The following is a 14,411-nucleotide window of genomic DNA, read 5'->3' on the forward strand; positions in this document are numbered from 1 at the left end:
AAACCCTATTAAATTTTATTTTAAGATCTAATGAATACAGACTTAGGTAGTTATAGAAAATCATACGAAAAGCAAGAATTGCTCGAAACCAATGTTAGTGATAATCCATTGGAACTATTTCAAAAATGGTTTCATGAAGTGGATAATAATTTTGATGTAGGTGAAACTAATGCCATGACCTTAAGTACAATGGGCTTGGATGGTTTTCCTAAAAGCAGAGTAGTACTGCTTAAGAAATTCACCTATGAAGGTTTTATTTTCTATACCAATTATAATAGCGAAAAAGGTAAAGCCATAACGGTTAACCCTAATGTATGCCTTTCATTTTTTTGGGCCGCAGCAGAGCGCCAAGTTATTATTAAAGGAAGCGTAGAGAAAATTGCCGAAAATTTAAGCGATGGCTATTTCGAATCTCGACCTCGAGGTAGTCAATTAGGAGCATTGGTGTCGGAGCAGAGTGATGTTATAAAAAACAGAACGGTTTTAGAAGAACGACTCAAAGCATTAGAAAATAAATATGACGGACAGGAGATTCCTAGGCCAAAATTTTGGGGTGGTTATATCGTTAAACCTTCAGAAATTGAGTTTTGGCAAGGTAGACCAAACCGTCTACATGATAGATTAAGATATCAACTCGATGAAAATCTTAATTGGCTAATGGACCGATTATCGCCTTAGACTTCACTTCAAATTATCGATGAACTACAATTTTTGTAGGAATTACCATAATAAAATTTACATTTTATCGAATTATAATACGTATTAGCGACGAAAAACGAATTTATCTGTATATTGTCGATAGTAATGAAAGATTACTTAAGTGCCCCAACGTTTAAGTAATTATGTATTAACTAAACAATTTAGACCCCAAATCTAAATTATATAAAATTTAACCTACGTTATGAAATTGACAAGAGTATTGCCAGTAATGGTACTAGTTGCTTTGTTATCGTTTTCATGTTCTACAGATAGCATACCTGAAGAAGCTATAGATAGTATGGCTTTACCAACCCCTCCAGTTGCAAAAACAATAGAAATAGAAATTTTAGAGCTCATTAATGCTCATAGAATTAGCGAAGGTCTTACACCCTTAAATAATCATAATACGATTAAAGCTGTTGCCTATACGCATACAGACTATATGGTAGAATCAAATAATGTAGGTCACGATAACTTTTTTCAACGTAAGAATAGTTTAATACAAAATGCTTCTGCAACGCGAGTATCTGAGAATGTAGCTTACGCCTACAATTCTGCTCAGTCTGTTGTAAATGCATGGATTAATAGTGATGGACACAGAGATAATATTGAAGGCGATTTTACCGATTTTGATATTTCAGCCGAACAAAATGATGAAGGTAAATGGTATTTCACGAATATCTTCATAAAACGATAAATGACTTAAAAATTGATTAATAGCAAATCGTTATTTTTAAAGCCACAGTTTTACTGTGGCTTTTTTTATTGCTAATAGCAATTAAAGTCATGAATTATAAAGTTTACTCACTATACTTTTATAAGTACGGCCTATTGGTATTTTGTATTTAGAAATTTGAATGACGTTGCCTTCAATTTGATTTATTTTATCTATTGCAATGATAAAGGATTTGTGAACTCTTAAAAAATGAGTGGACGATAGTAAATCTATATATTGAGATATGCTCTCATGACTCACGATATAAGTATCTTCAAAATAAAGTTTTGTGTAATTGCCATAGGCTTCTATATATAGAATATCTTCAGACTTAATTTGATGGTGTTTTTTGTCTCCTTTTACGAAAAAGTTTATATGCTCACTGGTGCTTTTAGTACTAATAACTGTAGGAGGTTTAGACCCAATGGCTTTATTCACTGCCTTAACAAAACGCTCAAAACTAAAAGGTTTTAATAAATAGTCTGAAATGTTTAGTTCATAACCTTCTAGTGCAAATTCTTTATAAGCAGTAGTGACAATAACTTTGGGCGGATTGGTTAGTGTTTTTAGAAATTCAAACCCCGTAAGTTTTGGCATATTTAAATCCAAAAACATTAAATCTACAGATGTGCTATTCAAAAAAGCCATGGCCTCTAAAGCGTTATAACAATTTTGTTTAAGCTCTAAATGAGGCAACATATCACAAAATTTTTCAATTAATTTATGTGCTAGAGGTTCATCGTCAATTATGATATATGTCCTTGTCATTATTTACGAATTGTTAATTCAACTTTATAAACAGATGGCATTTGATTTATTATTAGTTGATGGGCATCTGGATAAATAAGCAACAATCTACGTTTTAAATTCTCTATTCCAATGCCTTTATGATTACTTTCTGCTGGTGCTTCATAATTATTTTCTATTGAAAAATAGATCTGATTTTTATCGCTATTGAGTTTTATTATAGCATAGGCATCATTTGTAAGTTTTTCAATACCATGTTTAAAAGCATTTTCTAACAAGATAATAAATAGAAGAGGAGCAACCTTATCATCAGGCACTATGTTATGGGTAAATTGTATAGTTACATTTTTCTTATGTCGAATTTCATGTAAGGCAATATAATTTTTTAAATATTGAATTTCTTCTGAAAGCAGAACACGATCATTCTTGCCTTCATAAATTGTATAGCGCAACATGTCTGACAGTTTTAATACCACGTCTGGCGCTTCGGGAGATTGATTTACTGTAAGTGAATATAAATTATTAAGGCTATTGAAAAGAAAATGTGGATTTACTTGAGTCTTTAATAAATCTAATTCGGCTTTTGTTTTTTCAGACTTGAGTGTTTTAAACCATTTCCACTGTTCATATAGCCAAATAAAGAATATGATAGGAATGGGAAACATAAGTAAGTTTAATACTCTGTGGTGGTATAACGCTGTGTAATTTTCATCAAGGCGTAAGTAGAAAAAATAACAAAGAATCAATCCATAAACCAATACGATTAGAACGCTGTACTTTTTAAAAAAATTCGGAAAAACGAGATACAAAAGGCCTAACCAAAAGACAACAATTAAAAAAATGACAATAGGGTTATTTGGAATATTAAAATAGTTATCTGTTCCAAAAGTTAAGAATGCAATAAAAGACAAGAACCCTATTTTTATTAATACTGTCTTTTTATTTTTAAGATATTTTAAATTATACAGAGCAAACCCCGTTACTATCCACCAAAAGCCAAAGATAACAACAGTCTCCAACGGCTCATCTTTAGGAATGCGAATAAAGTCAAGGTGCTCCAAATACAGTGTGATGGCAGCAACGATTATTGCCGCCAATCCAAAAGCCCTGTATTTTTTTATAAATGATATCATACATCAAAACTACGCTAGTAAAACTATCTAAACAAACTAATTGATAAACGACATTTTTATGTCCATTAATGGTATCATTTTCCATTTAAAGTGTAATTGACACCTTTTTGAATGTCATATGTTCCCAAAACTACTACAGATGTCATTTTTATTGGTATGTGATTGATTTCAGAAATACATTCGTTTTAAAATCAAGAATCAATGAATACACTTACAATACAAAATGTATCTAAAACTTATCCCAATGGTGTAAAGGCGTTGGACAATATTAATTTAAATATATCTAATGGCATGTTTGGGCTGTTAGGTGCAAATGGCGCAGGAAAATCAAGTTTGATCAGAACTATTGCCGCACTTCAAAAACCATCTCATGGCACTGTTGTTTTTAATGATGTAGATATTATTGAAATACCTCAAGACCTTCGTAAACATCTTGGATATTTACCACAAGAGTTTGGTGTATATCCTAAAATATCTGCTCAAAACCTATTGGATCATTTGGCGATTTTAAAAGGAGTACTTAATAAAAAAGAAAGAAAAGCTCAAGTTGAAGCACTTTTACATCAAACCAATTTGTATCAACATCGCAAAAAATCTGTTCATACATTTTCCGGAGGGATGAAGCAACGATTTGGTATTGCACAAGCTTTACTTGCAAATCCACAACTTATAATAGTAGATGAACCAACTGCAGGACTTGATCCAGAGGAGCGTCATCGCTTTTTGAACTTATTGAGTGATATTGGACAAAATGTAATTGTTATTCTTTCAACACATATTGTAGAAGATATTCAAGAGCTATGTACACAAATGGCTATTCTGTGTGATGGGAAAATTATCTCAAAAGGGCGTCCAGCAGATTTGGTTAAAACTATTTCCGGTAAAGTTTGGAGCAAAATGATTCCAAAAGGCGAACTAAAAGAATATGAAGACAACTATCAGGTTATTTCTACACGTCTCATAGCCAACGAAACACAAATTCGAGTACTGTCTAATGACCAACCTTCCAAAGCATTTATACCTATTACAGTTGGTCTTGAAGATTATTATTTCGCCCAAATGTTTTTAAATCAATCATCAAAAAACGATTAATTATGTTATTAGAATTATTGCGTTTTGAGGCTTTATACCAATCAAAGCAACGCGCCCTATTTATTTTTATGTTGCTTTTTTTCTTCTTTGGATTTTTTCTCGGAGGTCTTGGGCAAGCCCCTGCTTTGGTAGATTATAATTCGGCTTATCAAATAAGTAATTACGCTACCATGTCCTCATTAAGTTGTGTTTTCATTATTATGTTTTTCGCCATAAGTGGTGTCATTAGAGATAAAAAGCATCATATGGAGGCACTTATTTATAGTACTTCTGTACAGAAAAAACAGTTTTTTTGGAGCCGATTTATTGGCGTTTTTTCATTTAGCCTTTTGGGCTTTAGTCTTTTCCTTCCAGGATTTATGGTTGGTTTATCTATTTCAGATCTGGATGCATCACGTATATCACCTTTTCATATACAGTCATATTTATGGCCTTTTTTAGTTATTATCGTCCCTAACTTTTTTATTTGCACAACTCTTATTTTTTCTGTGAGTATACTCTCCAAAAGTAATTTGGCTACTTATACTAGTGCTGTGCTTATATATATACTCTATTTTATAGTAGCATTTTATTCTAACTCACCTATTATGGCCTCATCTATACCAGCTTCTCAAGAAAGTATGGCTTTAGCGGCTTTAATAGACCCATTTGCTGGTGCAACATTTTTTGAGTACACTCAATTTTGGGCGCCTTCTGAGAAGAATAATCTATCCTTTTCTTTTTCGGGATTTTATCTTTATAACCGGGTTATTTGGATCGTTTTTTCTTGTATAATATTTCTAATTACATATCAATTCTTCTCGTTTAGAAAACCATCTCAAAAATCCAGAAAAAATACTATTTCGAATGAGAAATCAACAGAAAAGACGCCTTATTTCACTATAGAATCCCAGACTAATAGGAGCGGGCAATGGCTAGCTTTTTGGTCTGCTTTGCGCATCGATATCCGCAATGTCTTTAAGAGCCTTCCTTTTTTGGTAGTAGTAATAACCTTAGTGACTACATCTATACTTGAAGTTTACTCTAGAATATTTGAAGGTGGTTCTTATGGTGATAGTTGGTACCCTTTTACAAATTTACTTTTAGAAATTGTAATGGAGTTAGTGCCTATTTTGAGTATGATACTTATTGTTTTCTATAGTGGGGAGTTGATATGGAAAGCAAGAGATAAAAAAATGGATAGTATTTTAAATACAACTCCTACACTAAATTGGGTGTTTTTTCTTTCAAAATTGATAACGCTCATATGGATTCCTATGATACTCATAACAGCTGTGATTTTAGTTTGTATTGGTTTTCAGTTGGTCAATGGACATGGCAATATAGAACTCCAACAATACTTGTCTGTTTTTTATTATTACGGTATTTCGAACATTATATATGTTATGGTGGCTATTTTCATTCAGAGTGTTGTTAATAATAAATTTCTTGGAATGGGAATCAGCGGACTTGTATTTTTGCTTTTAGGAACGTCATTATCAATTTATATTGGTGTTGAGCACCCAATGTTGCGTATTGGAAATATGCCTATTCCAACATATTCTAATATGTCTGGGTATTCTTTGCACACATCTGCCTTTAATTTGTATGCATTATATTGGTTGGCTTTTGGAGTAGTATTATCCATTTTATCCTTTAAATTCTGGAAACGAACAGCAATGGGAACAGGCTATATTCGTGAAAATTTAAGATTTAAAAAATGGAAACATTGGGAAATAGGAGGGATGCTCGTAGCGCTTATCTTTTTTGTTGGTTCCGGAATTTCATTATTTACAGAGTTGAATAGAAAAAACAACTATGTGAATTCTGACAATCGTTTAGACTTTGCAGAACAGTATGAACGAAAATTTAAAATGTATGATACTATTCCAAGGCTTCATTATATAGATTTGAAAACGAAAGTGGATATTTTTCCAAATGAACAAAAATATAACCTTGAGGCAGATTACATCCTTATTAATAAAAATGAAATTCCAGTTACACATATATTTATAACTGAAAGAAACATACTTTCAAACATCACTTTTGATAATGCTGAGTTGGTCTTTAAGGACACCGTTTTTGGAACCTATCTCTTTAAGTTTGAAAATGCCATCTACCCTAAAGAAACAGCAAGACTGCGCTATAATTTCACAAAGCAATCTCAACCTTATAATGTAGATAGAACTATTGTAAACAGTGGGTCTTATATTAGACATGATAGGTTCGAACCTGTATTAGGGTACTTTAGTTCTATGGAAATATCAAATGCACATGAGCGCCAAAAAAGAGGGCTTCCAGAACAAGAAGAAGAATTGGAAGGTGATTCACATCTTTTTCATAATGAGGCTAGATTTGGTGACGTCTTGTATGAAACTATTGTGTCCACGGAAAATGAACAAAAAGCACTGGCAGTTGGAAACCTTATAAAAGAATGGAAAGCAAATAACAGGAATTATTATCATTATAAGCTCCCAGGTAAGAATATTCCAGCATTAGCTTATTTTTCTGGTAATTATGAAGTGAAAAAAGGTTTTTATAAGGACATTTCTTTAGAATATTACTACCACCCAGAGCATGATATGAATCATAAAACGATTAATCAAAGTACTGAAGTTACTCTAGATTATTGCATTAATAACTTCGGAAACTATCCTTTTAATCATTTACGTATTGCTGAAATACCTTCTTATCATAGTTTTGGTGGTGCAGCACATGCCGGACTTATCAATATGGTCGAGGATAACCTATATCTTATAGATATTAGAAATACAGGTACTTTTAATTTAGTTTCAAAACGTACCATTCATGAAGTGGCTCATCAATGGTGGGGAATGATTCTGAAAGCTAAAAATGTAAAAGGAGGAAGTTTCATTGTTGAAGGGTTTGCTAAATATACTGAAGGCGTAGTCCTCGAGAAAATGTATGGTATGGGTACACTTTGGGAACTTAATAAAGCCTCTAATGACCGTTACTTTAATGGACGCACGTTCGCAACTACAAAAGAGCCTCCTGTATACTTAACTGATGGACAAAATTACCTTAATTATGGGAAGAGCGGACTTGTGATGTTGTCTATTCGTGACCTTATTGGAGAAGCTAAATTAAATACAGTATTACGTACACTTACAGACAGACATGCAAAACGTCATGAGTTTGAAGTAAATACCTTAGAATTTTTAGATGAATTGTATACAGTAACCCCTAAACAATACCATATGCTAATTAACGAATGGATGAAAGGCATAGTGCGTTATGATTTATCAATTGGTAAATCGTCGTATAAACAATTAGAAAATGGAACTTATGACATTACAATTGAAGTAAACGCTAGACGCTTTACGACCCTTGAAAATGGACAAGAAAAAGAGATTGGTATCAATGAGCCCTTGCAAATAGGGCTATTTAAAAAGCATCCAAAACATTTAGGGAAGAACGAGAAACCCATTTACTTAGAAAGTCATTATATGGACGCAACATCAAACGTCATAAAAATTAACGTTGAAGTATTGCCAAATATGATCTCGGTTGATCCTTTTTTAACACGTGTAGATCGCATTTATTCTGATAATTTGAAGAGTTTGTAACCCTATGAATTTTGTTTAAATACATAAAAAAAAAGCAGTCTTTCATTGAAAGACTGCTTTTTGCAAATTTAGTTTAGAATAGAGGGTATTATTCTTTTAGTATATAGAAGTACGATCTTCTATTTAATTGATGTTTTTCTTCACTACACTTCACGCCATTTGAACATTCGTTGAGCAGCTGCGATTCACCATAACCTATAGCACTTTCTATACGCTCTGGCGCAATCCCTCTTGAAATGATATATTCCATAGTCGATTTTGCTCGTCTATCAGATAATTTCATATTATATTTATCACGTCCGCGACTATCTGTATGGGACTCTATCTTAATGACCATAGTTGGATGAGCACGCATCACATCTACAATATTTTCCAATTCATATTGAGCATCGGTTCTAATATTCCATTTGTCAAAATCAAAGAAAATAGGGTTAATTACAATTTGACTATCTGTAATTAAAGGCTCCAAGTATAAATCAACTTCGCTAACCTTTTCATGTTCATTATCTGTTGTGACTTTCTTTTGGTCATCCTTATAATCTTCTTTGCTAGCAATTACAGTGTATGTTGAATTGCAATCTGCAGTGAATTCATAACTGCCATTTTCATCAGATTCAATTTCAGCAATAATTTTGCCAACTTCATTAATGAGTTTTACCGTTACTCCAGATAAGACCTCATTCGTATTTAGGTCTCTAGTAATACCTTTAATCATTTGAATACAAATGGAAGCATCAAAGCTATATATGTCATCACTTCCTTGTCCATCTGGTCTATTAGAAGAGAAATACCCTGTGTGTTCGTTTTCGGCTTCCGATGTGTTTTTGAAATACGCAAAATCGTCATATCCACTATTGTATGGCGCTCCTAAATTTTCAGGTTCAGCATTCTCATCTTTTATGATATTAGACTTAAAAATATCTAAAAGACCTAAGTTTAAATGTCCATCCGATGAGAAATAAAACGTACTATCTTTCGCAACAAAAGGAAACATTTCACGACCTTCAGTATTAATGCCTTCGCCTAAATTTTGTGGTTCAGAGTATTCATTTCCATTGGTTATATCAACAACGTAGATATCTGTGCCACCAATTCCACCTTCACGATCTGAAACAAAATAAAGTTTTTTGTTATCTGGGCTAAGTGCTGGGTGACCTGTAGAAAATACTTCATCGTTAAAGGGCAACTCAATAATATTTGTCCATTGTCCATCAACTAAAGTTGCTCTATAAAGTTTAAGGTGAGTCGTTCCTTTCTTATCATATTTTACTTTTTTCGTACTCTTGCCTACATTGTCTCGTGTAAAATACATCGTGTTTCCATCATTTGTAATAGCTACAGATGCTTCGTGGAAATCTGTATTTAATTTTTTAGCCGAAATAAAATCTGGCGAACCGTACGTCACAGTATCAACATCTTTTTCTACTGAAACTTGATAGATATCCAAAAACGGCTCTTGATTCCAACTGTATAATTTTTTGTCATCTGTATTTCTAGAAGAAGCAAAATAGAGCTGACCATCATGTATATAAGAACCAAAATCTGAGTACTTAGAATTAAATGGCAAATTTTGAAGTTTTACAACCTTATTTTTATCAGAACTTGCCAATTCATTGTATTTGGCAATATTCTCCGGATTATAACCTTTAATTCGTGTGTCGTTATTTTGAATTGCCATGAATGTCTTCATCCATGTGTCCGCTTCTTCATACTGACCTAAGCTACGTAATGATTGTATATACTTGTAGATATATTCTGGATTGATATCGTCCTTACCATACATTTTAAGAGCGATGTCATACCAATAGGCCGCTTTTTCCGATTTAGAATTGTTATAATAACAATCTCCTAAACGTGTTAGAACATGAAGACTTGTATCTCCTTTTTTTAGAACTTCCTCATAAAGTTCTGTGGCTTTTACATACCCGAAATTGCTAAAAAACTTATCAGCAAGTTTTTCTTGGGCAATCATAACTGCGCTGCTAAGCGCAAATATTAAGATTAAAAACTTTGATTTCATCATTGATTTGTTTTTTAGAAATATCTAGGTGATTTAATACGCTTACTTTTAAATATTTCAAACATTAATAAAACTTCATGAGTTCCACTTGTATATGGTCTTAAGTCTGAAATTGGATACTCATAGGCGTAACCAATTCGTAATTGTTTTGATATCTGAAAGTCTGCAATACCACCAATAGCGGCTGCACGTTCATTTATTCTGTAACCAGCACCAACCCAAAACTTTTCATAAAATAAAAAGTTTGCTGTAAGGTCAAAAGATAAAGGAGCACCATTTGTTGCCTTTAAAAGTGTAGCTGGCTTAAATTTAGTATTCTCACTAAGATCAAATACATAACCTCCAGTAAAATAATAACTAATTCTTTCTAAGGCCTGAAATTCAGCATCACCAGTATAATCTGTATTTAAAATCCTTGGTGCAGATAAACCAACATACCATTTATTACTATGCCAGTAAATCCCTGTTCCAATATTTGGTTTCCAACGATTTTCAAAACCGAAAATAACAGGATCATTGGATTGCGACTGCTGAAAATCGGCATCTAAGCTATAACTTGTAAAACCAGCTTTTATACCAAAAGCTAATTTACTATTTTCTCCTGTTGGAATTGTATACGAAAAATCGCCATACAGATAAGAGAAATTTTGGTAGCCAAGCTCATCATTTATAAATGACAATCCTAGACCAACTCTTTCATTTCTCATTGGTGCATGAATAGACAATGTTTGTGTTTGTGGGCCTCCTTCAAGACCTACCCATTGACTTCTATGCAGACCTACAATACTTAAAGCCTCTCTACTTCCTGCATAAGCAGGATTAATAGAAATAGTATTGTACATATACTGAGTAAACTGAGGTAGTTGTTGCGCAACACCCATCCAGCTACTGAATAGTATAAATGCTATAATATTAAACTTTACTAATTTCATATAGGTTAAGGTTTATTTTGTTGAAACGTAGATTGGGCCTGTAAACGGTTTTAGTCCACTATTCTTTATATTTATTACGTAATAATAGGTTCCTGTTGGTACAAAGTCTGAGCTTCCAATAGAGGCTTTTGATGATGTACCATTCCAGTCATTCTGGTAATTGAAATTCTCATATATTTTTGCTCCCCAACGATTAAATATTTGAAGTTCGTAAGTAAATCCACAATCTTCAACTCCAGTAATCGTAAAGAATTCGTTAATACCATCAAAATTAGCAGTAACTGCTTTTGAAATTTCAACATCATCTTCACCACAAGGGAATACTACACAATCATCATTAAGTGTTATTGTTACAGAAACCATACCTGGACACTCACCTTCGTAAGTGTAAGTGAATACATATTCACCAAGTTGATCTTGTGTATAGTCATCATTAAAATCTAATAGTGATGACGGATTAAAAATACTACCATTAATTGTTGCATTACCAGACGTAACAGTCCAAGTGCCATCAATGTCGTAATCACCAATTAATAAACTGAAGAGATCAAAATCTATATCTTCTGTAATACATAAGTCTGCATCATCAGTTGGGATTTCACTTTGCACAGTAACATTAATCGTTTGTGTAAATACAGCTTCATTTCCACATTCATCACTTACAAACCAATCTCTTATGATTGTATAATCCATTTCTGAACCATCAGATGTAGAGGTTTCATTGAAGTCTACCGTCATATTTGTAGAACAAGCATCTTCAAATACCAATTCTGGAACTTCAGGAATCTCACTACAAACTACATTAATAACTTCTTCCAATTCACCAACTAAAGTTGGAGCTGTAGAATCTATGATACTAATAGTCTGTATAAGTGTCGTCGTATTATCGCATTCGTCAGTTAGTGTCCAAGTTCTTGTTATTGTCGATTCATTTGGACAATCACCTTCTAAAATTTCATCTGTAAATGTTGCTTCTAAATCGGTTGAACAATTATCAGTTTCATCTGTCACGTCACCAGTTAAAGTTATATCAGACGCATCTTGATCACACTCTATAGTTATGTTTTCAGGAACAGTAAAGGTAGGAGCCGTTGTATCTTGAACAGTAATCGTTTGAACTAATGTTGTTGTATTATCACAGTCATCCGTTAATGTCCATGTTCTAGTGATGATTGACGAATTTGGACAATCACCTTGGGCAACATCATCAGTAAATGTAGCTTCTAAACCTATTGAACAGTTATCAGCTTCATCAGTTACATCTCCCGTTAGAGTAACATCAGATATATCAGCATCACATTCTAAAGTTACATTAGCTGGAGCCGTAAATGTTGGAGCCGTTGTATCTTGAACAGTAATCGTTTGAACTAAAGTTGTTGTATTATCACAGTCGTCAGTTAACGTCCAAGTTCTAGTGATGATTGACGAATTTGGACAATCACCTTGGGCAACATCATCAGTAAATGTAGCTTCTAAACCTGTTGAACAGTTATCAGCTTCATCAGTCACATCACCTGTTAAAACAATGTCATTAATATCGTCATCACACTCCAAGGTTACATCAGCTGGAACCGTAAATGTTGGAGCCGTTGTATCTTGAACAGTAATCGTTTGAACTAAAGTTGTTGTGTTTCCACAGTCATCAGCTAAAGTCCAAGTTCTCGTAATTACCGACTCGCTAGCACATGAACCGTTAGCAACAGTATCTATATAAGTAGCCTCTAAAAGCCCTGAACAAACATCTGTTTCATCAGTAACATCTCCAGTAAGTGATAAATCTGAAGGATCTTGATCACATTCTAAAGTTACATCAGCTGGAACCGTAAATGTTGGAGGCGTTGTATCTTCAATTGTTAAAGTTGATTGAAGAGAAGCAGAGTTACCACATTCATCTGAAACCGTATACGTTACAGTAATACTTCCACTTAGACCACATGTCTCTACAAAGTTTGTATAGTTGTAATCTGAAGTAACAGCAATACCTAAATCATCAGCACAAGTCTGAAGTGCAACGATATTATTTTCATTCCAATCATTCGCTAATGTTTCATTTTCGTCACCAGAGCATTCTAAGGTAACGTCTTGAACATCACAATTTGATAAATCAGGAATCGTTTCATCTCCAAAAGTTAGTACAGCTGAAAGTGTCGTTTCATTGCCACAATCGTCAGTAATAGTATAGGTTACACTTATAGTTCCACAAGGACCACAAGTTGTATTTAAATTATTAAAATCATAATCCGAAGTAACTTGACCTGTGAAATCTGTATCACAAGAATCGACAGCGCAAGTTTCAAGAGCAGCGATGTTTGCAGCATTCCAAGCGTCGGCAAGCGATTCGTTTTCAGTATCAGAACATTCTAATTGCGTATTTTCTACTGTACAATTTGAAAGATCTGGTGCAATAGTATCTTCTAACGTTAATGTTGCGTTTAGCGTGGTTGAGTTACCACAGTCATCAGTAATTGTATAAACAACATCAATAGTTCCACCTTGACCACAAGTAGTCACTAAATTGGTATAAGCATAATTTGAAGTTACTTGACCAGTGAAATCTGTATCGCAAGTGTCCACACCACAAGATTCTAAGGCAGCGATGTTAGCTGCATTCCAATCATTAGCTAATTGTTCGTTATCATCACCAGAACACTCAATAGATGTGTCAGTCACGGCACAGTTATCAAGATTAGGAGGTGTTGTGTCTTCTAAAGTTAAGGTCACATTTAAAGTTGCAGCATTACCGCAATCGTCTGTGATTGTATAAACGACATCAATGGTTCCACCTTGACCACAAGTAGACACCAAATTAGAATAATCATAATCCGAAGTTACTTGAATATTTAAATCTGTATCACAAGAATCAGAAGCACAAGACTCTAGGGCAGCGATATTGGCTGCATTCCAATCATTAGCTAATTGTTCATTATCATCACCAGAACACTCAATAGATGCATCAGTTACGGCACAATTATCAAGGCTAGGAGGTGTTGTGTCTTCTAAAGTCAATGTCACATTTAAAGTTGAAGCATTACCACAGTCGTCTGTAATTATATAAACAACAGCAATAGTTCCACCTTGACCACAAGTAGACAGCAAATTAGAATAATCATAATCTGAAGTTACTTGAGTATTTAAATCTGTATCACAAGAATCAGAAGCGCAAGACTCAAGGGCAGCGATATTGGCTGCATTCCAATCATTAGCTAATTGTTCATTATCGTCACCAGAACACTCAATAGAAGCGTTGGTTACATCACAGTTATCAAGATTAGGAGGTGTTGTATCTTCTAAAGTCAAAGTTGCACTTAACGTAGTAGCATTACCACAGTCGTCAGTAATTGTATAGATTACAGTAATTGTTCCACCTAGACCACATGTAGATACTAAATTGGTATAAGCATAATCTGAAGTTACTGTAATACCAAGGTCGTCAGCACATGTTTCTAGAGCAGTAATATTTCCAGCATTCCAGTCGTTAGCTAACTGCTCATTGTCAGCACCAGAACA

At 33.7% G+C, this 14,411-nt stretch carries 9 protein-coding genes; 4 read left to right on the top strand and 5 right to left on the bottom strand.

The window, feature by feature from the left end; genetic code table 11:
- The first annotated feature begins 30 nt into the window (after nt 1-30).
- Nucleotides 31-678, top strand: coding sequence for a pyridoxamine 5'-phosphate oxidase (gene pdxH, locus Q0893_RS14870; protein ID WP_298902740.1), 648 nt, complete (start codon nt 31-33; stop codon nt 676-678).
- A gap of 223 nt (nt 679-901) precedes the next feature.
- Nucleotides 902-1,396: a CAP domain-containing protein gene (locus Q0893_RS14875; RefSeq protein WP_299277067.1), complete on the top strand. Its 495-nt coding sequence runs from the start codon at nt 902-904 to the stop codon at nt 1,394-1,396.
- 87 nt (nt 1,397-1,483) lie between these two features.
- On the opposite strand, the gene Q0893_RS14880 is transcribed toward Q0893_RS14875, so the two are convergent.
- The gene (locus Q0893_RS14880; RefSeq protein WP_298902738.1) at nt 1,484-2,182 is read right to left on the bottom strand and encodes a LytTR family DNA-binding domain-containing protein; all 699 of its coding nucleotides are present in this window, start codon (nt 2,180-2,182) and stop codon (nt 1,484-1,486) included.
- Nucleotides 2,182-3,294, bottom strand: coding sequence for a sensor histidine kinase (locus tag Q0893_RS14885; protein WP_299277069.1), 1,113 nt, complete (start codon nt 3,292-3,294; stop codon nt 2,182-2,184). Before Q0893_RS14885 ends, Q0893_RS14880 begins: the two co-directional genes overlap by 1 nt.
- 201 nt (nt 3,295-3,495) lie before the next feature.
- Here Q0893_RS14885 and Q0893_RS14890 point away from each other — a divergent pair, with 201 nt between their 5' ends.
- Nucleotides 3,496-4,386 (top strand): ABC transporter ATP-binding protein, encoded by an 891-nt coding sequence (locus tag Q0893_RS14890; protein WP_298902735.1) that lies wholly within the window; start codon nt 3,496-3,498, stop codon nt 4,384-4,386.
- A 2-nt stretch (nt 4,387-4,388) separates the two neighbouring features.
- A complete protein-coding gene (locus Q0893_RS14895; protein WP_299277072.1) occupies nt 4,389-7,952 on the top strand; it encodes a M1 family aminopeptidase in 3,564 nt (1,187 codons plus the stop codon).
- A gap of 88 nt (nt 7,953-8,040) precedes the next feature.
- On the opposite strand, the gene Q0893_RS14900 is transcribed toward Q0893_RS14895, so the two are convergent.
- The 3 genes from Q0893_RS14900 to Q0893_RS14910 form a co-directional block, all read right to left on the bottom strand.
- On the bottom strand, nt 8,041-9,975 hold the full coding sequence (locus Q0893_RS14900; protein ID WP_299277074.1) for an OmpA family protein: 1,935 nt from the start codon (nt 9,973-9,975) through the stop codon (nt 8,041-8,043).
- 11 nt (nt 9,976-9,986) lie between these two features.
- A complete protein-coding gene (locus Q0893_RS14905) occupies nt 9,987-10,904 on the bottom strand; it encodes a type IX secretion system membrane protein PorP/SprF (protein WP_299277077.1) in 918 nt (305 codons plus the stop codon).
- A gap of 12 nt (nt 10,905-10,916) precedes the next feature.
- Nucleotides 10,917-14,411 (bottom strand): gliding motility-associated C-terminal domain-containing protein (locus Q0893_RS14910; RefSeq protein WP_299277080.1); only part of this gene is annotated, 3,495 nt, incomplete at its 5' end.

Source organism: uncultured Psychroserpens sp., from assembly GCF_947494225.1.
GTDB lineage: Bacteria > Bacteroidota > Bacteroidia > Flavobacteriales > Flavobacteriaceae > Psychroserpens.

What these genes read in the sequence shown, in the direction of transcription:
- Q0893_RS14875 (WP_299277067.1), top strand. Translation starts at nt 902, where the DNA reads ATGAAATTGACAAGAGTATTGCCAGTAATGGTACTAGTTGCTTTGTTA.
- Q0893_RS14880 (WP_298902738.1), bottom strand. Translation starts at nt 2,182, where the DNA reads ATGACAAGGACATATATCATAATTGACGATGAACCTCTAGCACATAAA.
- pdxH (WP_298902740.1), top strand. Translation starts at nt 31, where the DNA reads ATGAATACAGACTTAGGTAGTTATAGAAAATCATACGAAAAGCAAGAA.
- Q0893_RS14890 (WP_298902735.1), top strand. Translation starts at nt 3,496, where the DNA reads ATGAATACACTTACAATACAAAATGTATCTAAAACTTATCCCAATGGT.
- Q0893_RS14895 (WP_299277072.1), top strand. Translation starts at nt 4,389, where the DNA reads ATGTTATTAGAATTATTGCGTTTTGAGGCTTTATACCAATCAAAGCAA.
- Q0893_RS14900 (WP_299277074.1), bottom strand. Translation starts at nt 9,975, where the DNA reads ATGATGAAATCAAAGTTTTTAATCTTAATATTTGCGCTTAGCAGCGCA.
- Q0893_RS14905 (WP_299277077.1), bottom strand. Translation starts at nt 10,904, where the DNA reads ATGAAATTAGTAAAGTTTAATATTATAGCATTTATACTATTCAGTAGC.
- Q0893_RS14885 (WP_299277069.1), bottom strand. Translation starts at nt 3,294, where the DNA reads ATGATATCATTTATAAAAAAATACAGGGCTTTTGGATTGGCGGCAATA.